General features: G+C 70.3%; 13 protein-coding genes. 6 read left to right on the top strand and 7 right to left on the bottom strand.

Annotated features, from left to right (window positions below; all coding sequences use genetic code 11):
• Positions 1-13 precede the first annotated feature (13 nt).
• The 3 genes from AB0F41_RS05030 to AB0F41_RS05020 form a co-directional block, all read right to left on the bottom strand.
• A complete protein-coding gene (locus tag AB0F41_RS05030; RefSeq protein ID WP_357421396.1) occupies positions 14-877 on the bottom strand; it encodes a hypothetical protein in 864 nt (287 codons plus the stop codon).
• Positions 878-1046: 169 nt separating this feature from the next.
• On the bottom strand, positions 1047-1898 hold the full coding sequence (locus AB0F41_RS05025) for a hypothetical protein (RefSeq protein WP_357421395.1): 852 nt from the start codon (positions 1896-1898) through the stop codon (positions 1047-1049).
• Between the two features lie 77 nt (positions 1899-1975).
• Positions 1976-3469, bottom strand: coding sequence for an NAD(P)/FAD-dependent oxidoreductase (locus AB0F41_RS05020; protein WP_357421394.1), 1494 nt, complete (start codon positions 3467-3469; stop codon positions 1976-1978).
• A gap of 249 nt (positions 3470-3718) precedes the next feature.
• Here AB0F41_RS05020 and AB0F41_RS05015 point away from each other — a divergent pair, with 249 nt between their 5' ends.
• On the top strand, positions 3719-5203 hold the full coding sequence (locus AB0F41_RS05015; RefSeq protein WP_357421393.1) for a cytochrome P450: 1485 nt from the start codon (positions 3719-3721) through the stop codon (positions 5201-5203).
• Positions 5204-5265: 62 nt separating this feature from the next.
• Here the strand turns inward: AB0F41_RS05015 and AB0F41_RS05010 are convergent, their stop codons facing one another.
• On the bottom strand, positions 5266-6144 hold the full coding sequence (locus tag AB0F41_RS05010; RefSeq protein WP_357421392.1) for a serine hydrolase: 879 nt from the start codon (positions 6142-6144) through the stop codon (positions 5266-5268).
• A 52-nt stretch (positions 6145-6196) separates the two neighbouring features.
• Entirely contained in the window at positions 6197-6409 is a 213-nt protein-coding gene (locus tag AB0F41_RS05005) for a hypothetical protein (RefSeq protein WP_357421391.1), read from the bottom strand.
• 328 nt (positions 6410-6737) lie between these two features.
• Here AB0F41_RS05005 and recC point away from each other — a divergent pair, with 328 nt between their 5' ends.
• The 3 genes from recC to recD are packed head-to-tail and all read left to right on the top strand — an operon-like array spanning position 6738 to position 15515.
• Positions 6738-10193 carry an exodeoxyribonuclease V subunit gamma gene (gene recC / locus AB0F41_RS05000; protein WP_357421390.1) on the top strand — a complete coding sequence of 1152 codons (3456 nt, stop codon included), beginning with the start codon at positions 6738-6740 and terminating at the stop codon, positions 10191-10193.
• Positions 10194-10233: 40 nt separating this feature from the next.
• On the top strand, positions 10234-13584 hold the full coding sequence (locus tag AB0F41_RS04995; RefSeq protein WP_357421389.1) for a UvrD-helicase domain-containing protein: 3351 nt from the start codon (positions 10234-10236) through the stop codon (positions 13582-13584).
• Entirely contained in the window at positions 13581-15515 is a 1935-nt protein-coding gene (gene recD / locus AB0F41_RS04990) for an exodeoxyribonuclease V subunit alpha (RefSeq protein ID WP_357421388.1), read from the top strand. Before AB0F41_RS04995 ends, recD begins: the two co-directional genes overlap by 4 nt.
• Before the next feature lie 16 nt (positions 15516-15531).
• Here recD and AB0F41_RS04985 read toward each other — a convergent pair whose 3' ends face one another.
• The gene (locus AB0F41_RS04985; protein ID WP_357421387.1) at positions 15532-16284 is read right to left on the bottom strand and encodes a TetR/AcrR family transcriptional regulator; all 753 of its coding nucleotides are present in this window, start codon (positions 16282-16284) and stop codon (positions 15532-15534) included.
• 172 nt (positions 16285-16456) lie between these two features.
• Between AB0F41_RS04985 and AB0F41_RS04980 the strand changes: the two genes are divergently transcribed.
• Complete coding sequence (locus AB0F41_RS04980; protein WP_357421386.1) at positions 16457-18025, top strand: succinic semialdehyde dehydrogenase; 1569 nt, start codon at positions 16457-16459, stop codon at positions 18023-18025.
• A 44-nt stretch (positions 18026-18069) separates the two neighbouring features.
• The gene (locus tag AB0F41_RS04975) at positions 18070-18897 is read left to right on the top strand and encodes an SDR family NAD(P)-dependent oxidoreductase (RefSeq protein WP_357421385.1); all 828 of its coding nucleotides are present in this window, start codon (positions 18070-18072) and stop codon (positions 18895-18897) included.
• Here the strand turns inward: AB0F41_RS04975 and AB0F41_RS04970 are convergent.
• Positions 18881-19684 (bottom strand): putative protein N(5)-glutamine methyltransferase, encoded by an 804-nt coding sequence (locus tag AB0F41_RS04970; protein WP_357421384.1) that lies wholly within the window; start codon positions 19682-19684, stop codon positions 18881-18883. The genes AB0F41_RS04975 and AB0F41_RS04970 overlap by 17 nt on opposite strands.
• Positions 19685-19700 lie beyond the last annotated feature (16 nt).

Here is a 19700-nt window from a genome sequence, read left to right as displayed (position 1 = left end):
GGCACCGGGGGAATCACTGCGGCGGGGCTCCGTAGGGCGCCGCCGCGAAACCGTCGGCCGCGCCGATCGCGCCGCCGACTGCCGCGCCGGCCGCCATCGCGGGTCCCGCGATCACCGCGTAACCGATGGCCGCGCCGAGAACGGGCCCGATCACCAGGCCGATCGGCAGGAACGGAATCCCCGAGATGAAACCGGCCACGGCACCCACCATGGCGGAGGTCGCCGCGATCGGGGAGGCCAGCGTATTGCCGACCGACGCGCCGATGGCGGCCGAACCCATGGTCTGGGCGGCGATCCGATCCGACCGGCTGCGCTCGACGCCCACCGAGTCGAGGAACGTCGCCAGCTGTGCCTCGGTTTGCGCCGCACCGGTATTGATCTCCCGGACATCGAACGGCGCATCCATGATGATGTTGCCGATCCGCAGCTTGCCCGGGGGCGCCTCGATGGGCGCCACCGGCGCCACCGGCAACGGTGCGTGCAGCTCACCCTGCGGCGCGAGATAGGCGTGCTGGGGGATGGGGCGGGTCGCCGGTGCGGGCGCCGGGACGGGGTCGGCGACCGCGGCCGGTGCGGGCGCCGGGGCGAAGAAGGGTGCGGCGGCGACCCCGAAGGTATCGGTCGCGGACCGGACGGCCACCTGTGTTGCCTCGTGCACGGTGGTGGTGAGATCGCGGATCGGATCGGTGGTGGCCGGTGCCATGAGAATCAGATCCGTCGGCAGGGCGGGGATCGGGGATGACGCGGGTGGAGCGGGGAGTGCTTCGGCATTGGCCGTGCCGGCGCCGATCAGCGTCGCGATGAGCGGGATCGCGCCCGCCGCGACTACCGAGCCGGCAGCCCGCCGAGACGGACCGGTAGCTCTGTGCTTACCCATGGTCGCCTTTCTCCGGGAATTTGTCTGTATGCACGACATTCGGACCGGAACGTCCGGCGGATGGGATCGGCTGTCCAGACGGCTTGGCGTGGGTCTCCGGATACGGGGTGCGGGCGGCGTCCGGGGGAGTGTGCCCGAGGGTTGCTGCCGGCCCGGCCGGGGCTGCGGATCAGCGGGGCGGAATACCGAAGGGCGGCGCGGTGAAGCCCTCCGTCGCCCCGATCGCGCCACCGAGTGCGGCACCCGCGATCATGGCCGGGATGGTGACGACGCCGTACCCGATGGCCGCGCCGAGGACCGGCCCGATGACCAGACCGGTCGGCAGGAACGGTATTCCGGCGACGAATCCCGCCGCCGCGCCGAGCATCGCGAACGGGATGGCCACCGGGGCGGCCGCCGCGGTGCCGATCGCCGCGCCGACGGCGGCGGTACCGAGGGTTTGCGCCGCCATCCGGTCCGACCGGGCGCGGTCGATTCCCACCGAATCGAGGAAGGTCGCGATCTGGGCCTCGGCCTGGGCCGCACCGGCATTGACCTCGCGGACGTCGACGGGCGAGGTCATCACCATGGTGCCGATACGGAGCGTGCCCGGTGGTGCCTCGATCGGCGCCACCGGCAACACCGGCACCGGCGGATGCAGTTCGCCCTGCGGCGCGAGATAGGAATCCTCCGGAACCGGCCGGGTGCCGGGTACGTGCTGGTCGGCGGCGATCGGCGGCGGGACCGGCGCGAGGGCGGGAGCGAGCCGGGTGAAGGGTGCGGTGACGGTCGCGACGGCGTCGGTGGCCGACCGGACCGCATCCTGTACCGCGGTGGTGACCTGCGGCAGCGGGTCCGCGATCGGATTCGGCACCGGGGTGGGCGCGGCGGCGGGCAGCACGGGGATCGGAGGTGGCGTGGGGAACGCCTCGGCTTCGGCGGTACCGGCACCGATCAGCGTCACGATGAGCGGGATGGCGCCCGCCGCGAGGACCGAACCCGCAGCGCGCCGGGTCACACCGGTAGTGCTGTGCTTACCCATGGTCGCCTCTCTCCGGAAATTGTCGGTTTGCCCGATATTAGCTCCGGAGCGGGCGAGGATCTGGGATGTCGGCCGGGTCAGCCGACTTTTCGGTTGCCTGCGGGTTTCTTGCCGTCCGGCGTGGCGGTTTCGACGCCCGTGGCGGTGGTGGTTTCGGCACCTGCGCCACCGCCGGCCGGGCCCTGTGGCCGGCGTCCCGCGGCTCCGCGCACGATCTCCTCGCCCTCCTCGCTGTCGCTGTACACCGCTTCGAGTGCCAGCCGCGCGAAGATCCACTGTTCGGTCGCCGCCATCTGGCCGCGGCTACGGCCGAGGAAGGTGACGAACCACTGGATGATCGTGATGATCCGGCTCCGGTAACCGACGAGGTAGTACAGGTGCAGGGCCAGCCACGCGAGCCACGCGATGAAACCGCCGAACTCGAGCTTGCCCACCTGGCAGACGGCGCTGAAACGCGAGACCGTCGCCATACTGCCCTTGTTGAAGTACTTGAACGGCCGGCGGTCGGTGACGGCCTGCTTACCCGCGGTCTCGGCCTTGATCTGCTTCGCGGCGTAGGTGGCGCCCTGGATCGCGCCCTGGGCCTGTCCCGGGACACCCGGTACCGACATGAGGTCACCGACGACGAAGACATTCGGATGGCCCTGGATGGTGAGATCCGGTTCCACCACCACGCGACCGGCCCGGTCCACCTCGGTGCCCGTGGAACGGTCGGCCAGCAGCTTTCCCAGCGGACTGGCCTGAACTCCGGCCGACCACACCTTGCACGCCGATTCGATCCGCCGGATGGTGCCGTCCTGGTCCTTCACCGTCACGCCGTGCGCGTCGACATCGGTGACCATGGCGTTGAGCTGGATCTCCACGCCCATGCGTTCCAGCCGCCGCTGCGCCTTACCGCCCAGTTTGGGACCCATCGGGCCGAGTACCGCCCCCGCGCCCTCCACCAGGATCACCCGGGCGTCACGGGGGTCGATATGGTCGAAGGTGCCCTCCAGGGTGCGATCGGACAGTTCGGCGATCTGCCCGGCCAGCTCGACCCCGGTGGGGCCGGCGCCGACGACCACGAAGGTCAGCAGCCGATCGCGTTCCTCCTGGGTGCGGGCCACCTCGGCCTGTTCGAAGGAGCCCAGAATCCGGCCGCGCAGTTCGAGTGCGTCGTCGATGGTCTTCATACCCGGCGCGAAGGTGGCGAACTGATCGTTACCGAAATAGGACTGCTGGGCGCCGGTCGCGACGATGAGACTGTCGTAGGGGGTGACGGTCGATTCGCCCAGTAGCACGGAGGTGACGGTGCGGTTGTCCAGATCGATATCGGTGACCTCGCCGAGCAGCACCCGGGCATTCTTCTGTTTACGCAGGACCAGGCGCGTCGCGGGCGCGATCTCGCCGACCGACAGGATTCCGGTCGCGACCTGGTACAGCAGCGGCTGGAACAGATGGGTCGTGCTCTTGGAGATGAGCGTGACCTCGACATCGGCCCGTTTGAGGTGCTTGGTTCCGAACAGACCGCCGAATCCGGACCCGATCACGACGACGCGGTGCCGGCCGTTTCCAACAGGTTGCGTGCTCATGGTCGCTCCTCGCAGCGGTGGGCCGGTGCTGCCCGGGTGATCTTTCCTGACAACGCACACGGTAGTAGCAGTAGCGGTGGAGGACACGGTTAGATGCCCGTTGTTCACTGATCGCGGTGTGGCATCTCACCACCATAGCGATCGCGTGGTGGTCTCGGGGGAGCGCGGGATGGTACCGATTCGGTGGAAACAGCGCAGCGGTTGCAACAAAGACAATACGATGGGTGCTGTCTCTCAGGAGGTTTCGCCATGGTCACCGTCGACCGTGTCGCCGCGCGGCGATCGCGTGCGCACACCGATACCGAGAACTCGGCGCTCATCGAGATACCGAATCGGCATCTCGTGGATCGTCTGCTGCTGAAGGTGCCCGATCGTCCCAGAACCCTGGCGACCCCGCCCGATGGGAGCGACGCCGTCGCGGTCCGCGGGGACGCCGGACTCCCGTATATGGGCCGTACCTTCCACTACATGCGGTGGGGTCCGGCCGAGATGCTCGACCGATATCGCCGCTACGGCCCGGTCAGTATCAACAGCTCCCTGGGTATGGACCGAGTGTTCGCCGCGGGCCCGGATGCCCTCGACGAGGTGGTCGGACGCCGCCGCCGCGATTTCGGGCAGGGCTGGGACTACTTCATCGGGCCCTTCTTCCGGCGCGGGCTGCTGCTGCTCGAATTCGACGAGCATATGTTCCACCGCCGCATCATGCAGCAGGCGTTCACCCGCGACCGCCTCGAGGCGCATCTGGCCGAACTGACGCCCGTGGTCCGCTCCACCATCTCCGGGTGGGTGCCCGAGGGGCGCGACGCCACCCGGACGGTGCAGTTGTTCCCGGCGATCAAGGAGATGGCCCTGGATATCGCCGGGGAGACCTTCATGGCGGCCGAGGTCGGCGCGGAACGCCGGAAACTCACCGAGGCCTTCGTCGCCTGTACCCATGCCGGGCTGGCGATCGTCCGGCACAACGTCCCCGGCGGTAAATGGCGCGCCGGACTGCGCGGCCGCAAGGTGCTCGAGGACTATTTCACCGCCATGCTGCCGGACAAGCGGCGCAGCGACGCGCCCGACTTCTTCTCCGGGCTCTGTCACGCGCGGGCCGAGGACGGGTCGGTATTCAGCGACGCCGACGTGGTCAACCATATGATCTTCCTGATCATGGCCGCCCACGACACCACCACGACCACCGCCACCGCGGTCGCCTACTACCTGGGTAAACATCCGGAGTGGCAGCAGAAGGTGCGGGCGGAGGTGCGGGCGCTGGATTCGGCCGCCGAATCTCCTGCCATCGCGGATCTGGACACCCTGCACAACCTGGACCTGGTGGTCAAGGAGAGCCTGCGGCTGATGCCGCCGGTACCGGGAATGGTGCGCCGTGCCGTGCGCGATACCGAGATCCTCGGCCGGTACATTCCGGCCGGAACTCCCGTGGACCTCGGCTACCAGGTGAATCACCTGCTCGACGAGCTCTGGACCGCTCCCGAGGTCTTCGATCCGCTGCGGTTCTCCGAGGAGCGCCGTGAAGACAAGGCGCACCGGCTGGCCTGGATGCCGTTCGGGGCAGGATCGCACAAGTGCATCGGAATGCATTTCGGGACCTTCGAGGTGAAGACCATCATCTCGGCCATGGTCCGCGATTACGAGTGGAGCTTCCCGGAGGGCTACCGGATGCCGTGGGGGTTCACCACGATTCCGTTCCCCCGGGACGACGCGCCGATGCGGTTGCGGCGTTTGCGCTGATCCGGCCCGGACGACGAAGGGCTCCCGTTCCGGACGGGAGCCCTTCGTGAGGTTGCGAGTCGTCAGCGGCCCGACAGCAGGTATTCGGCGACGGTGGTATCGGTTTCCGAACCCTCCTGGTAGCCGCCCTCGCCGTTCATCGCCGTCATGATGGCGAGTGTGTAGCGCTCACCCGGTCCGGCGAATCCGACCGAGTTGACCACCCAGCCGCCCTGCTCCTCGGACCAGCCGTTCTTCAGGCCCGGCCGCATGGCCGCCCCGGCACCCCAGACGCCCCAGTGCTGGTTGGAGTCGACCCGGCGCATCAGGTCCAGCAGATAATTGCGGTCGTCCGGATGCATCCGGTCGAGCACATTCGACATCAGCCGGTCCAGATCCGCGGCGGTCGTCTTCTGGAAGCCCCAGTGCGGGCGCCCGCCCGGCCCGGTCTGCGGGGCGAGGCTGGTCATGCCGTTGGCGCGGAAGGCGTTGTTGAACGCCTGCCCGTCGAGTCCGGAGTACTTGTTCCAGAGCAGATCGGTGGCCTGGTCGTTGGAGGTCGACATCATCCTCTCGATGAGCGCGCGGTCCTCCGGCGGCAGGGCGATGGCACCGACCCGGGCCCGGTTGAGCAGGTCCTCGGCGATGGCGAGTTTGATGGTGGAGGCGCTCCACACCAGGTCTTCGGCGTGCGGGCCGGCATAGACCGCGCCGGTCTGCCGATCCCGGATCACATAGCCGGTGACGCCCGGCCGGGAGTCGAGGTAGGCGTTGACGGAGTCGATCCGGGCGGACATATCGCAGTCGAATCCGTGTGCGCAACCCTGAGTGTGGGCGTGCGGGACGGCATCGGCCGAGGGTAGACCGGCGGGTGCGCCGGCGAACAGGATCGCTGCGGCGGCCAGGACAGTGGCGGGTGCGGCCACGCGGGACGCCGCACCGGTGAGCAGGGGGGAACGCACGAGGGAACACCTTGTCACATCGGCGCTCCGCGCGCACGTTTTTCCCGGACGGCTACCGCACTCGTGCGGTAGCCCGCACCGCCGCCGCCGCTCGCCCGTTGAGGCGATAGCAGTGTTCGAAGGCCTCGCTGTGCTGCTCGCGGGGCCAGGAATGCAGTACCACGCTGCGACCGTAATGCCGGGTGTTGACGAGTTCCCATCGCTCGCCGCTGCGGCGGACGGTGAACCCGTCTCTCGGTATCAGGGGCACAACCAGCGCTTTCATCGAACCGACCAGCCTTTCGTGCAGTAACCCGTTCCTCCCGGGGTTTGCACTGTGACACAGCGTCTCCGCCGGATCCCGGCCATCGCACCGCGTGTCGGTGGCTTATGTGCGACAAATCACTGTGCAGATCGTGTGGTTATCCGGTAAAAGCATTCGGCGCTAGGGACATTCAGCTGATGATCATTTGTCCCCGGGTTGTCCGGTCACCGTCACGGGGGGTTGCCGAGGGGTGTCGGGGGCAGGGCGTATAAACGGGGTTGACCAGGCGGCCGCCGAGAAGCGCGGCTGTCACGAAGGACGGTGCACGGGCCGAGCGGAAAGGGCGGAGATGGCGCTGCGGATCCATCGCGCCGAACGCGCGGATGTCCTGGCCGCGGCCCTGGCGGAGCTGCTGGCGGATCCGTTGCCCGACCCCTTCGCCACCGAAGTGGTCGCGGTGCCGGCCAAGGGTGTGGAACGCTGGCTGACGCAGCGGCTTTCGGGCGTCCTCGGCGTCACCGGTGCGATGAACGACGGGATCGCGGCCAATATCCGGTTCCCGGCCCCGGCGGCCCTGGTCGACGAGATCCTCACGCATACCGTCGGTTTCGAGCCACATACCGACCCCTGGGCGCCCGATCGGGTGGTCTGGACGCTACTGCGGGTGATCGACGAATCGGTGGGCGAGCCGTGGTGCGCGGTTCTGGCGCATCATCTCGGTACGGCGGCGCCGGAAGGAGCGCCCGAATCCGGTGCGGCGCGAACGGAATACGACGATGCCGCGGCGGACGGGGACGGAAACGCCGGGTCCGGTGCCGAGCACCGCCGCGGCCGGCGTTATGCGACGGCCGCCCGCTTGGCGGCGCTGTTCGACGGGTACGCCGCCCAGCGCCCCACGCTGATCACCGAATGGGCGGCCGGCGCCGATACCGACGGCACCGGGCAGCCGTTGCCCGCCGATCTGTGCTGGCAGCCGGCACTGTGGCGGCGGCTGCGTGCCGTGGTGGGTGCGCCGGGGCCCGCCGAGCGATTGGAACCGGCCTGCGCGCGGCTGCGCGCCGACCCCGCGGTGGCGCCGTTGCCGGACCGGCTGTCGCTGTTCGGCGCCACCCGGCTGCCGGCCGCGCAGCTGGCGGTCCTCGCCGCCCTGGCCGAACATCGTGACCTGCACCTGTGGCTCGCCCATCCCAGTCCGGTGATGTGGGACGGCCTGGCGCGCGGCCGCGGGGACACCGGCGACCTCGGCACGGCCGTGGGCCTGTCCGTCCCCGAACGAGCGCGGGCACACGACGATTCCGCCACGCTGGTCCGGCATCCGTTGCTGGCCGGGCTGAGTCGCGATATCCGGGAACTACAGTGGCGCCTACCGCCCGCGCTGTCGGATACCCACCACGAGGATCCCCGCGAGGACGCGTCGCCGAGCCTGTTACGGGTGTTGCAGGCATATATCCGCGACGACCGGCCCCCGCGCGAGGGGGAGGACCACGTGGGCGACGGCAGCGTTCAGGTGCACGCCTGCCACGGCCCGGTGCGGCAGGTCGAGGTACTGCGGGAATGTCTGCTCGGACTGTTCGCCGCCGACCCCACCCTCGAACCACGCGATGTCCTGATCATGTGCCCGGAGGTCGAGGCGTTCGCCCCGTTGATGCGGGCGGCGTTCGGCAGTCCGGGCCCGGGAACCGCCGAGATGCGCGATGATTCGGCCCATCCCGGTCACCGGTTGCGGGTCCGGCTGGCCGACCGTGGCCGGGCGGTGACGAATCCGCTGCTCGGGGTGGTCGCGACACTGCTGGAGCTGGCCCTGGGACGGGTCACGGTGACCGAGGTCCTGGACCTGGCCGCGGCCGAACCGGTACGCCGCGCCTGCGGATTCGACGACGACGATATCGAGCGGATGCGGGAATGGGCGGTGGAGGCCGGCGCCCGCTGGGGTATCGGGCGGCGGCAGCGCCGGGCCTTCGGTCTCGGTGACTTCGAGCAGAATACTCTGAACGCGGCGATCGACCGGATCCTGCTGGGCGTCACCGCGGACGAGAGTTCGCAGGACTGGCTGGACCGGGTGCTGCCGCTCGACGACGTGGACAGCAACGATATCGATCTGGCCGGCCGGTTCGCCGAGTACATCGACCGGTTGGCGTCGATCCTGCGTGACCTGCGCGGGCCTGCCCCGGCGGCGCAATGGTCGGCGGTACTCGGGCGCGCACTGGATCTGCTGACCGACGTCCCCGAATCCCAGGCCTGGATCCGCACCGAGGCCCGGCGGGAACTGGCCACCGCCACCGCGTACGCCGGGGATGTTCCGCTGCGTCACCACGACGTCACCGTGCTGCTGCAGGAAAGGCTCGCCGCCACTCCCACCCGCGCGAACTTCCGCACCGGCGAACTCACCGTCTGCACCATGACCCCGATGCGCTCGGTTCCGCACCGGGTGGTCGTGCTGCTCGGGGTGGACGACGAGGTGTTTCCCCGCGCGGGCGGAGCCGACGGGGACGAGGTGCCGGCTCGCGATCGGCTTCCGGGCGAACGCGATCCGCGGTCGGAGGATCGGCAGCTGCTGCTGGACGCGATCATGGCCGCCCGTGACACCCTGGTCGTCGTACATACCGGGGCCGATCCGGTGACCGGCGCCTACCGTCCGCCCGCGGTCCCGATCGCCGAACTGCTGGACACCCTGCGGGCCCATCTGGGAGCCGCCGGTATGTCGGGGGTCCTGACCCGGCATCCGCTGCAACCCCACGACCGGCGGAATTTCATCGGCGTGCGCCCCTTCTCCTTCGACCCGGTGACCTTCGCCGCGGCACAGGCGGTGACCGCGTCGCCGGTCGCGCCGTCCGGGTTGCTCACCCGGACACTGCCCGCCGCCGAGACCACCGAGATCGGGCTCGCCGAACTCGTCGCCTTCCTGGAGCACCCGGTCCGGGGTTTCCTGTGGCAGCGCCTGGGGCTGCGGGTGCCGGACCAGGAGGAGGATCTCGCCGACCGGCTGCCGATCGAATTCGGCGGGCTCGACCGGTGGGCGCTCGGTGAACGGATGCTGAGCGCGCGGCTGGCCGGCGCCGATCCGGCGGATCTGCGTGCCGCGGAATGGCGCCGCGGCACGCTGCCGCCGGCCGAGCTGGGGCGGGCCGTACTCGACGAGGTGGAGCGCACCGTCGAAACCCTCTTCCGTGCGGCGGCTCCCGATTACGAACATGCGCCGCGCGATATCGATATCGCGGTGGATCTGGGTGGTGGCCGACGGCTGACCGGTACCGTCGCCGAGGTGCGCGGCGAGCTGCTGGTGCGGACCACATTCTCCCGGGTCGCGCCGAAACACCGGCTGTCGGCGTGGGTGTCACTGCTGGCGCTGGCGGCCGGTGCGGAGGGCGCGTGGCGGGCCGCGGTGACCGGCCGCGGCCGGTTCCCGACCCCCGCCTGGCGGGCCGAGCTCACCGCACCGGGTACCACCGACGCGCTATCGATTCTGCGGACCCTGGTCGCGTTGCGCGACGCCGGTCTCGCCGAGCCGCTGCCCATTTCGACCGCCAGCACCGCCGCCTACGCCGAGGCGCGGTATCGGCGGCTGCCGCCCGAGGAGGCGCTGGTGGCCGCGGACCGGGAGTTCGGCGGCGGCGACAAACGCCGTGACTTCGCCGAGCACACCGATCGCAACCTGCGCTATGTCTGGGGCCCGGCTCCGGAGTTGCGTGATCTCACCGATGCCGCCGCGCCGGCCGGAGAACCCGTGGAGACCACCCGGTTCGGTTCCATCGCGCGCCGGCTGTGGGTTCCGCTGCTGCGTGCCGAACGCCAGGGGGAGCCGTGAAAAACTCCGGGCCTACGGGTCGCCGGGCGGGAGAGCGCCGATGACCACCACCACTGTCTCGCCGCCTGCCTCCGGTAACGCTTTCGAACTCTGCGGGGAACTGCCCCAGGGCACCACTGTGCTGGAGGCCAGTGCCGGTACGGGTAAGACCTATGCCATCGTCGGGCTGGCGGTGCGCTATGTCGCCGAGGCGGGGATCGATATCGCCCACCTGCTGCTGGTGACCTTCAGTCGTGCGGCGACCCAGGAGCTGCGCGAACGAACCCGCGACCGGTTCGTCGCCGTGGCCGCCGCATTGGCCGATCCCGACGCCGCGCGTACCGGCTCCGACGAGCTGATACGCCATCTGGCCGCGGCCGAACCGGCCGAGGTGAACGCGCGGCGCGCCCGGCTGCTCGCCGCGCTCTCCGATTTCGACGCGGGCGTGATCGCGACGACGCACAGCTTCTGTCAGCGGATGCTCGGCGAACTCGGACTCGCGGGCGACCTCGATCCCGGCGCCCGGCTGGTGGAGGAGGCCGACGACATCATCGACGCGGTCGTCGAGGATCTGTATCTGAGTCGCTACTCGCGCACTCCGGCACCGTTCACCGTGAAGCAGGCCCACCGGTTCGCGCTCGCCGCGGTCCGCGACCGGCAGGCGCTCCTGGCGCCGGACAGCGACGAGGCCTCGGTACAGCGGGTCGCGTTCGCCGAGGCGGTCCGGGCCGAAACCGAACGCCGCAAACGCCTCGCCGGAATACGCGATTTCGACGATCTCCTGGTGCTGCTGCGCGATATCCTGGCCGACCCGCGGCGTGGTCCCGCCGCGTGCCGCCGGATCCGCGACCGGTATCGGGTGGTGCTGGTCGACGAATTCCAGGACACCGACCCGCTGCAGTGGGAGATCCTGCGCCGCGCCTTCCACGGGTCTCGGCCGTTGATCCTGGTGGGTGATCCGAAACAGGCCATCTACGCGTTCCGCGGCGCGGAGGTACTGAGCTATCTGGACGCGGTGGGGCAGGCGACCACCCGCGGGGAGCTCACCACGAACCGGCGCAGTGACGCCGGGCTGCTCCGGGCTCTGGAACATCTACTCGGTGGCACCGCCCTGGGACACGACGAGATCGTGGTGGCGCCGGTCGCGCCGACCCAGCCGTGGTCGCGGCTGACCGGGCCCGACGAGCTGATCACCCCGTTGCGGTTGCGCTGCCTGCCGCGCACCGGCGCCGGACCACGCGGTATGTCCGGTTTCCCGAATATCCACCGGCAGCGCGCCCGGGTCGCCGCGGATCTGGCCGCCGATATCGTCGCGCTGCTGGAATCGGGCTCCGGACTCGCCGGCCGGGCCGGTCGGCGGGGCGACGTGGTCGACGCCCCGGACACCGAAAACGGGCCTCGGCCGATCGGTCCGGGCGATATCGCCGTCCTGGTGCGCACCCATACCCAGCTGGATGTGGTGCGCGCGGCGCTGGAACGCGCGGGCGTGCCCGTGGTGCTCACCAGCGGTAGCAGTATTTTCGCCACGCGCAGCGCCACGGACTGGCTGTGGGTGCTGCACGCGCTCGAACAACCCCATCGCGCGGACCGGGTGCGGCTGGCCGCGCTGACCCCGCTGTTCGGCTGTACCGCCGCCGATATCGATGCCGGGGGCGCGGATCTGGTGGGCCGGGTGAGTGCCGAACTACGCGACGCGGCACGGCTTTTCGCGCGCAGCGGATTCGCCGCGGTATTCGAGCGGATCGGTGCCGCGACCCGGGTCGCGCCCCGGCTGCTCGAAGTGGAACAGGGCGAGCGACGGCTGACCGATCTCCGCCACCTCGCCCAGCTGCTGGACGAGGTTTCGGTCACCGAGGGGCTGGGGCTCACCGCCCTCACCCGGTGGCTGGCCGACCGCGTGCGCGATCCGGCTTCGGGGTCGGTGCCCGGCCGCGGCCGCCGCCTCGACCGCGATATCGCGGCGGTACAGCTGGCCACCGTGCACGCCAGCAAGGGGCTCGAGTTTCCCGTGGTGTACCTCCCGTTCGCGTGGGACAGTTCCGCCGACCCCAAACCGGCCACTCTGCTCATGCACCGGGACGGGCTGCGGGTGCTCGATATCGGCGGACCGGACGCACCGGGTTACGCCGCGCGGAAGGAGTATGCGGACGGCGAATCCGCCGGGGAGGAACTGCGCCTCGGCTATGTGGCGCTGACCCGGGCGTGCTGTCAGGTGGTCGCGTGGTGGGCGCCGTCCTTCGGTACCGCGGTCGCGCCCCTGCACCGGCTGCTGTTCGGCCGCACAGCGGAGGCCCCGCAGCCGAAATCGCGGGCTCCGGTGCCCGAGGACGCGGTGGCGGTCGAACGGATCCGGGAGTGGGCGGCCGGTGCGGAGGGAGCGATCTCGGTGACGGCGGCGGACCCCGGTGCGGAGATACCCGTCCTCCGGCAGCGCTCGGTGACCACCCCCGATGCTCTGTCCGTGGCGACCTTCGACCGGACCCTCGATGATCATTGGCGCCGCACCTCGTATTCCGCCCTGACCGCCGCGGCGCACAACCCCGTCGCCGACACCGAACCCGAAGCGGCGCCGGGACCCGGCGACGAACCCGAGGTCCCGGCTCCCCTGGAAGAGCCCGGCCCGGGCGCGGCATCGCTGATGAACGCGCTGCCCTACGGTGCCGAATTCGGCACCCTGGTGCACGCGGTGCTGGAACGTGTCGACACCGATGCCCCGGATCTGGCCGGCGAGGTGCGCACCCGGTGCGGCGACGCGATCGCCGAGATGTTGTCGGCCGCCGACCCGGAAACACTGTCGACCGCCTTGCTCGCGGTGCTGCGCACGCCGATCGGTTTCGGCTGTCTGGCCGATGTGCCGGGCCGGGATCGGTTGTGCGAACTCGAGTTCGAACTCCCGCTCGCCGGTGGGGACGCGCCGTCCGGTACCGCCGCGGGCCTCGGCCGGATCGCCGCGACGGTCCGCGCGCATCTGGCGCCCGGAGATGTATTCCACGCCTATGCCGACGAACTCGACACCCTCGACGATGTACCGCTGCGCGGCTACCTGACCGGCAGTATCGATGCGGTGCTGCGGACCCCCGACCAGCGCTACGTCATCGTCGACTACAAGACCAACCGGCTCGGCACCGGTGATCTCACCGTCGCGCACTACACCCGGGACCGGATGGCGGCGGAGATGATCCGCTCGCACTATCCCCTGCAGGCATTGCTCTATTCCGTGGCGTTGCACCGCTATCTGCGCTGGCGGTTGCCGGACTATGATCCGGCCGTCCACCTCGGCGGTATCCGCTACCTGTTCGTCCGCGCGATGATCGGGCCCGAAACTCCCGACGGCGCGGGGGTATTCGACTGGACCCCGCCGCCCGGTCTGATCCGTGCGCTGTCGGATCTGCTCGCGGGAGGTGCGGTGTGATCCCGATCAGGGTGGCCCAGCGCGGCACCGGGATGTTGCGGGAATTCAACGAGGCCGGGGTGCTGTCGGCGGCCGACGTGCATGTCGCCGAGCGGCTGGGCAGGCTCGGCGGCGAAACCGGCGAACTGGTGCTGTTCGCCGCCGCGCTGGCGGTGCGCGCGGTGCGCTCGGGGTCGGTCTGCCTGGACCTGAGCCGGATCCGGGAGATCGGTGTGGACGCCGAGGACGAGCGGGCCGAGGCGGTGGATCCGGCGGATCTGCCCTGGCCCGACGAGGCGTCGGTGGTGGACGCGTTACGGGAGAGTGCGCTGGTGCGTGGTGGCCCCGCTGGGCCGCTGCGCCCGCTGCGGCTGGTCGACCCGGCCCGGGAGGGCACTGGTCCGCTGCTGTATCTGGATCGCTACTACCGGCAGGAGCAGATCATCCGGGGGGTGCTCACGGCCCGCGCCGCCGGCCGTCCGCCCGTCGACACGGTGGTCGTCCGCCGCGAACTCGATCGGCTGTTCGGGCCGCCGGGGGCGGCGCCGGATCGGCAGCGGGTTGCCGCGGCGCTGGCGGCCACCCACTGGACCACCGTGGTCGCCGGTGGTCCCGGCACCGGGAAAACGCACACCATCGCGCGGATTCTCGCGCTGCTGGTGGCCCACGGCCCGGCCGGGCCCGGGGCGGCCCCGCTGCGGATCGCGCTGGCCGCCCCCACCGGTAAGGCGGCCGCCCGGCTGCAGGAGGCCGTTCGCGACCAGGCCGCGGCGCTGGGGCTCCCGGAGCTGTCGGCCGCCACCCTGCATCGGCTGCTGGGCTGGCAGCGTGGCCGCACCACCCGGTTCCGCTACCACGAGCACAATCGGCTGCCCTACGACGTGGTGGTCGTCGACGAAACCTCCATGGTGTCGCTGACCATGATGAGCCGGCTGCTGGTCGCGCTGCGCCCGGACACCCGGCTGATCCTGGCCGGCGATCCGGACCAGCTGGCGTCGGTGGACGCCGGCGCCGTGCTCGCGGACCTGGTGGCCTCCCCGTTCGAAGCGGGCGCCGATCCGGAGTTCGACGCCCTCGCGGGGACCGATGTTCCGGGGCCGGCCGACGACGAGCTCGGCGACCCCGACGCGCTCACCGAGGAGGAGCGGATCCGGTTGCGCGGCGGTATCGTCCGGCTGACCCGCGGCCGCCGGTTCGGTGGCCGGATCGCCGATCTCGCGATCGCGGTGCGGGCGGGGGATACCGAGACCGCGCTGGATCTGTTGCGCGGCGGTGGCGATATGCTCGAACTGCTCGGCCCGGACGAAATCGCCGCCGTCCGGGCCGATGTCGTCTCCACCGCGCGCCGGGTCACCGCCGCGGCGCTCGACGGCGATGCGTCCGCCGCCCTGGACGCCTTCGAATCCCATCGTCTGCTGTGTGCGCACCGCCGGGGTCCCTACGGGGTGGAGCAGTGGGACCGGACGGCCGCCGAATGGGCGGCGGCCGCGGGCGCGGGTCCCGAGAGCCGTACCGGCACCTGGTATCCGGGGCAGCCGCTGCTGGTGACGGCGAATGACCACGAGGCCCGGATATACAACGGCGATACCGGCGTGGTGCTGCGCCGCCCGGACGGGTCGCTGCGGGTGGCGCTGCAGCGCGGCGACGAACCGTATCTCGTGCATCCCACCCAATTCCCGTCGGTCGTCACGGTGTTCGCCATGACGATCCACCGCAGCCAGGGCAGTCAGTACGACGCGGTGACCGTGGTACTGCCGGAGCCGGGATCGACCCTGCTCACCCGGGAACTGTTGTATACGGCGATCACCCGTGCGCGCCGGCATGTGCGGATCCTGGGGACCGAGGAGGCGATCCGGGCCGCCATCGATCGGCATGTCCTGCGCGCCAGCGGACTGAGTCTCGATATCCCGGAACCGGAGGCAGCGGAACCGGAACCGGCGGCGGAGGCGTGACGGCGGCGGAGGCCGATCAGCCGGCAGCGGGGCCTGCCGTGGGAAAGATTCCCGGTAGTGCCATCGCGTAGAGCACATCGTCGGTGTTGCCGAGGGTGGCCAGTACCACCCGGATCATGGTCAGCCGGGCGGCGGCCACCGGCTCCGGGTCCGGTTCGCGCCCGGGGCCGGACGCGTCCGATATCCGGTAGACCACGTATTCGCAGACGTGCAGGGCCGCGTCGAGGTCCAGCGGGGCCGGTAGGGGCCGGCCGAGTTCGCCGAATTTGGTGCGCACGATCGCACGGATTCCGTCGAGGGCGGCGTTGCGGAATCCCGATACCGGGGAAGCCGGATCGTGCAGTTCGGCGAACAGCGGGCGCAACATCGCACCGTGCCCACGGGCCCAGTCGAGGTAGGCGTCGATCAGCCGGATCCCGAGTTCCACGCCCTCCCCGCTGGCTTCGACCGCGGCGGCGATCCCGCCGACCAATCCGGCGTTGGACACCTCCAGCACGGCATTGAGAGGTTCGGTGGCGTTGGCGAAGTAGCGGTAGAAGGTGGGGCGCGACAGCCCGGCCTGGTCGATGATCTGCGCGACGCTCAGGCCGCGGGAGCCGCTCCGGGTGAACACCTCGGCGGTCGCCCGCACGATACGGGCCCGCACCTGGTCGGCCTGCTCCTGTGTCTGGGGTGGGCGGCCGCGCCGGGGCGGGTCGGCGCGGCGGGCCGGGCCGGAACTCGGGGCCGGTGCCGGACCATCCCTCGGTTGTGTGCGTTCGGCGCTCATGAGACGCGCCCCGGCTCGGATGTGACATCCCACAGTGCCCGGCGGGCGCGGACTGTTGCGGGAAACGGAGCCCTTGACATGGCGTGCGGCACGGGCATTACTCTAACACCACTGTTCAATTAATCCTTGCGCCGAACGCCGCGGCGCGAACTCGCCCAGGAGACGCCGACCCATGACAACCGCCCAGCGTTCCGCCACCGGTGCACTGACCCCGGACCTGGTGAAACCGCTGCTCGACCGGGCCGCGGCGGGCGGGTCTCCCGCGGTCACGGTCGTCGCGCCCGCCACCGGCGAGCGGATCACCGAACTGCCGCAGTCCTCGGTCGCCGATATCGAGGCGGCGTTCGAGCGGGCCCGCGCAGCCCAGCGGGAGTGGGCCCGGGTACCGGTGCGGGAACGCGCCGCGGTGCTGCGGCGCTTCCACGATCTGGTCCTGGCCGAACAGGACACCATTCTCGATATCGTGCAGACCGAAACCGGCAAATCGCGGGCACATGCCTTCGACGAGGTCGGCGATGTGGCGGTCAATTCCCGTTATTACGCCGCCACGGCCCCCAAACTGCTGGCCCGGCGCAACCCCCGGGGTGTGCTGCCCGTCCTCACCGATGTGCAGGTGCGACAGCGGCCCAAGGGTGTCGTGGCGGTGATCTCGCCGTGGAATTACCCCCTCGCACTTTCCGTATCGGACGCGTTGCCCGCACTGGTCGCCGGTAACGCGGTGGTCGGCCGCCCCGACAATCAGACCGCGCTCACCGCGCTGTGGGCGGTGGATGCCGCCGTGCGGGCCGGGCTGCCGAAGGATCTGTGGCAGATCGTGCTGGGTCGCGGCTCGGTGATCGGCGGTGAAATCATCGATCGGGCCGACTATGTCGACTACACCGGATCGAGCGCCACCGGTCGCACCATCGGCCGGCAGGCGGGGGAGCGGCTGATCGGCTGCTCACTGGAACTCGGCGGGAAGAATCCGCTGCTCGTCCTCTCCGACGCCGATCCGGTGGCCGCCGCCAGAACGGCCGTGCGGGCGAGTTTCGCTTCGGCCGGCCAGCTCTGCGAATCGATGGAACGCATCTACGTTCACGAGACGGTCTACGACCGGTTCACCGGCGAGTTCGTCGCGGCGGTGCGGGCGTTGAAGCTCGGTTCGCCCCTCGACTACTCCACCGATATGGGTTCGCTGACCTTCCAGCGGCAGCTCGATACGGTGCGCGCACATGTCGACGACGCGGTGGCCAAGGGGGCCACGGTGCTGGCGGGTGGGGTCCATCGGCCCGACCTCGGCCCTTACTTCTACGAACCCACGGTGCTCGCCGATGTCACCTCGGAGATGACCGTCTACCGCGAGGAGACATTCGGTCCGGTTGTCTCGGTCTACAAGGTGCGCAGTGACGACGAGGCCGTCGAACAGGCCAACGACACCCCCTACGGACTCAACGCCAGTGTGTGGACCCGCAGCGCCGCGCGGGGCCGGGAATTCGCCGCCCGCATCAACGCGGGCTCGGTGAACGTGAACGAGGGGTTCATCGCCGCGTGGGGTAGTGCCGACGCCCCGTCGGGCGGTGTGGGGATCTCCGGCACCGGCCGACGGCACGGCCCGGAAGGGCTGCTGAAGTACGTCGACACCCAGACCATCGCGGTGCAGCGGATGCTGCCGATCGCGCCGCTGCCGGGTATGTCGGAGGCGGCATGGGCCAAAACCATGACACTCTACTTCCGGGTGATGAAGACGCTGCGGCAGAAGTAGGCCACTGCCGGATCGGTTCCGTAGGACGACAAGGAATGCAAACGATGAAACTGGATTCAGTGGCCGGTAAGAAGGTGCTGATCACCGGCGCGGCCATGGGCCTGGGCAAACTGTTCGCCGAACGCGCCGTGCGGGAGGGCGCCACCGCGGTGGTGCTCTGGGATATCAACGACACCGCGCTGGCCGAGACCGCGGCCGAACTCACCGCCGCCGGCGGTGCCGTGCACACCCACCGGGTCGATATCTCCGACCGGGCCGCGGTGGCCGCCGCCGCCGATGCGGTGCGGGTGGCCGTGGGCGATATCGACGTGCTGGTCAACAACGCCGGCATCGTTCGCGGCAATACCTACTTCTGGGAGATGAAGGACCGCGACGATATCGACCGGACCATGGCCATCAATGCGCTCGCGCCGATGTATGTGACCCTGGAGTTCTTGCCCGCCATGGTGTCCGGTACCGGCGAAGCGCGGGTCCTCACCATCGCCTCCTCGGCCGGGCTGGTGCACAATCCGCGGATGAGCGTGTACGCCGCCTCGAAATGGGCGGCGCTGGGCTGGTCGGATTCGGTGCGTATCGAACTGCAGCAGGCGGGCCACGCCCATGTCCGGGTCACCACTGTCTGCCCGACCTATATCAACACCGGAATGTTCCAGGGCGCCAAGGGGTTCTGGTTCACCCCGATCCTCGACCAGCACAAGGTGGTGGACACCTCCTGGGCGGAAATGAAGAAGGGCACCCCGGTGGTGATCCTGCCCTGGACCTCCCGCCTGAACAAGGCGCTGTCGGGCGTACTGCCCATCAAACTGCGGGACCTGTTCCTGAACACGGTCGGCGTCTACCACTCGATGGACGAATTCACCGGCCGGAAGTAGTGCCGGCCGCCACGGTGGCCGCCGGATCGCCGGAGCGCGCGATACGCGGGGAGAGTCCGGCCGCGGCGAGCAGCGCGGTGGCGGCGGCTGCCTGATCCGCGCCGATCTCGATCAGCAGGCTGCCGCCCGGCGCCAGCCACGCGGGCGCCGCGGCGGCGGTACGGCGGGCGAGGTCCAGCCCGTCCGGGCCGCCGTCGAGTGCGGTGGGCGGTTCGTGATCGCGGGCTTCGGGCGGCATCCGCGCGATATGCCCGGTCGGCACGTACGGGGTGTTGGCCAGCAGGATGTCGACGCGGCCCCGCAGCGTCGCGGGGAGCGCGTCGAACAGGTCACCCTGGTACACCCGGCCGCCCACGGGCACGAGGTTGTCGCGGGCGCATTCGACCGCCACCGGATCGATATCGGCGGCGTACAGGTCCGGTAGCGGGGTGGGCCCGGTGGCCAGTTCGGTGAGCAGCGCCAGCCCGAGCGCACCCGAGCCGCAGCACAGATCCACCACGGTGCGCGTTCCGTGCCGCGCAGACAGTGTCACCGCTTCGTCGACCAGGAGCGCCGACCGCTGTCGGGGGACGAACACCCCGGCGCGAACACCCACGCGGATACCTTTGAACTCGGCCCAGCCCAGTACGTGTTCCAGCGGAGTACCGGCGACGCGCCGGTCGACGAGGCCGGCCAGTTCGGCTTCGGTGCGCGCGGTCGTCACCAGCAGGCGCGCCTCCTCTTCGGCGAATACGCATCCGGCCGCCCGGAGCCGGCCGGTGACGGCATCGGTATCGAACGCGGTCATGCGGTCAGTCTGTCGA

Origin of the sequence: Nocardia sp. NPDC024068 (genome assembly GCF_040638875.1) — a bacterium.
Lineage (GTDB): Bacteria > Actinomycetota > Actinomycetes > Mycobacteriales > Mycobacteriaceae > Nocardia.
The sequence above is the reverse complement of the archived record's forward strand: the minus strand, read 5'-3'. Positions and strand labels throughout refer to the sequence as shown.

Bases quoted from the DNA above. Each gene is read 5' to 3' on its own strand.
- AB0F41_RS05030 (WP_357421396.1), bottom strand. From the start codon at position 877: ATGGGTAAGCACAGAGCTACCGGTCCGTCTCGGCGGGCTGCCGGCTCG.
- AB0F41_RS05025 (WP_357421395.1), bottom strand. From the start codon at position 1,898: ATGGGTAAGCACAGCACTACCGGTGTGACCCGGCGCGCTGCGGGTTCG.
- AB0F41_RS05020 (WP_357421394.1), bottom strand. From the start codon at position 3,469: ATGAGCACGCAACCTGTTGGAAACGGCCGGCACCGCGTCGTCGTGATC.
- AB0F41_RS05015 (WP_357421393.1), top strand. From the start codon at position 3,719: ATGGTCACCGTCGACCGTGTCGCCGCGCGGCGATCGCGTGCGCACACC.
- AB0F41_RS05005 (WP_357421391.1), bottom strand. From the start codon at position 6,409: ATGAAAGCGCTGGTTGTGCCCCTGATACCGAGAGACGGGTTCACCGTC.
- recC (WP_357421390.1), top strand. From the start codon at position 6,738: ATGGCGCTGCGGATCCATCGCGCCGAACGCGCGGATGTCCTGGCCGCG.
- AB0F41_RS04995 (WP_357421389.1), top strand. From the start codon at position 10,234: ATGACCACCACCACTGTCTCGCCGCCTGCCTCCGGTAACGCTTTCGAA.
- AB0F41_RS04985 (WP_357421387.1), bottom strand. From the start codon at position 16,284: ATGAGCGCCGAACGCACACAACCGAGGGATGGTCCGGCACCGGCCCCG.
- AB0F41_RS04980 (WP_357421386.1), top strand. From the start codon at position 16,457: ATGACAACCGCCCAGCGTTCCGCCACCGGTGCACTGACCCCGGACCTG.
- AB0F41_RS04975 (WP_357421385.1), top strand. From the start codon at position 18,070: ATGAAACTGGATTCAGTGGCCGGTAAGAAGGTGCTGATCACCGGCGCG.
- AB0F41_RS04970 (WP_357421384.1), bottom strand. From the start codon at position 19,684: ATGACCGCGTTCGATACCGATGCCGTCACCGGCCGGCTCCGGGCGGCC.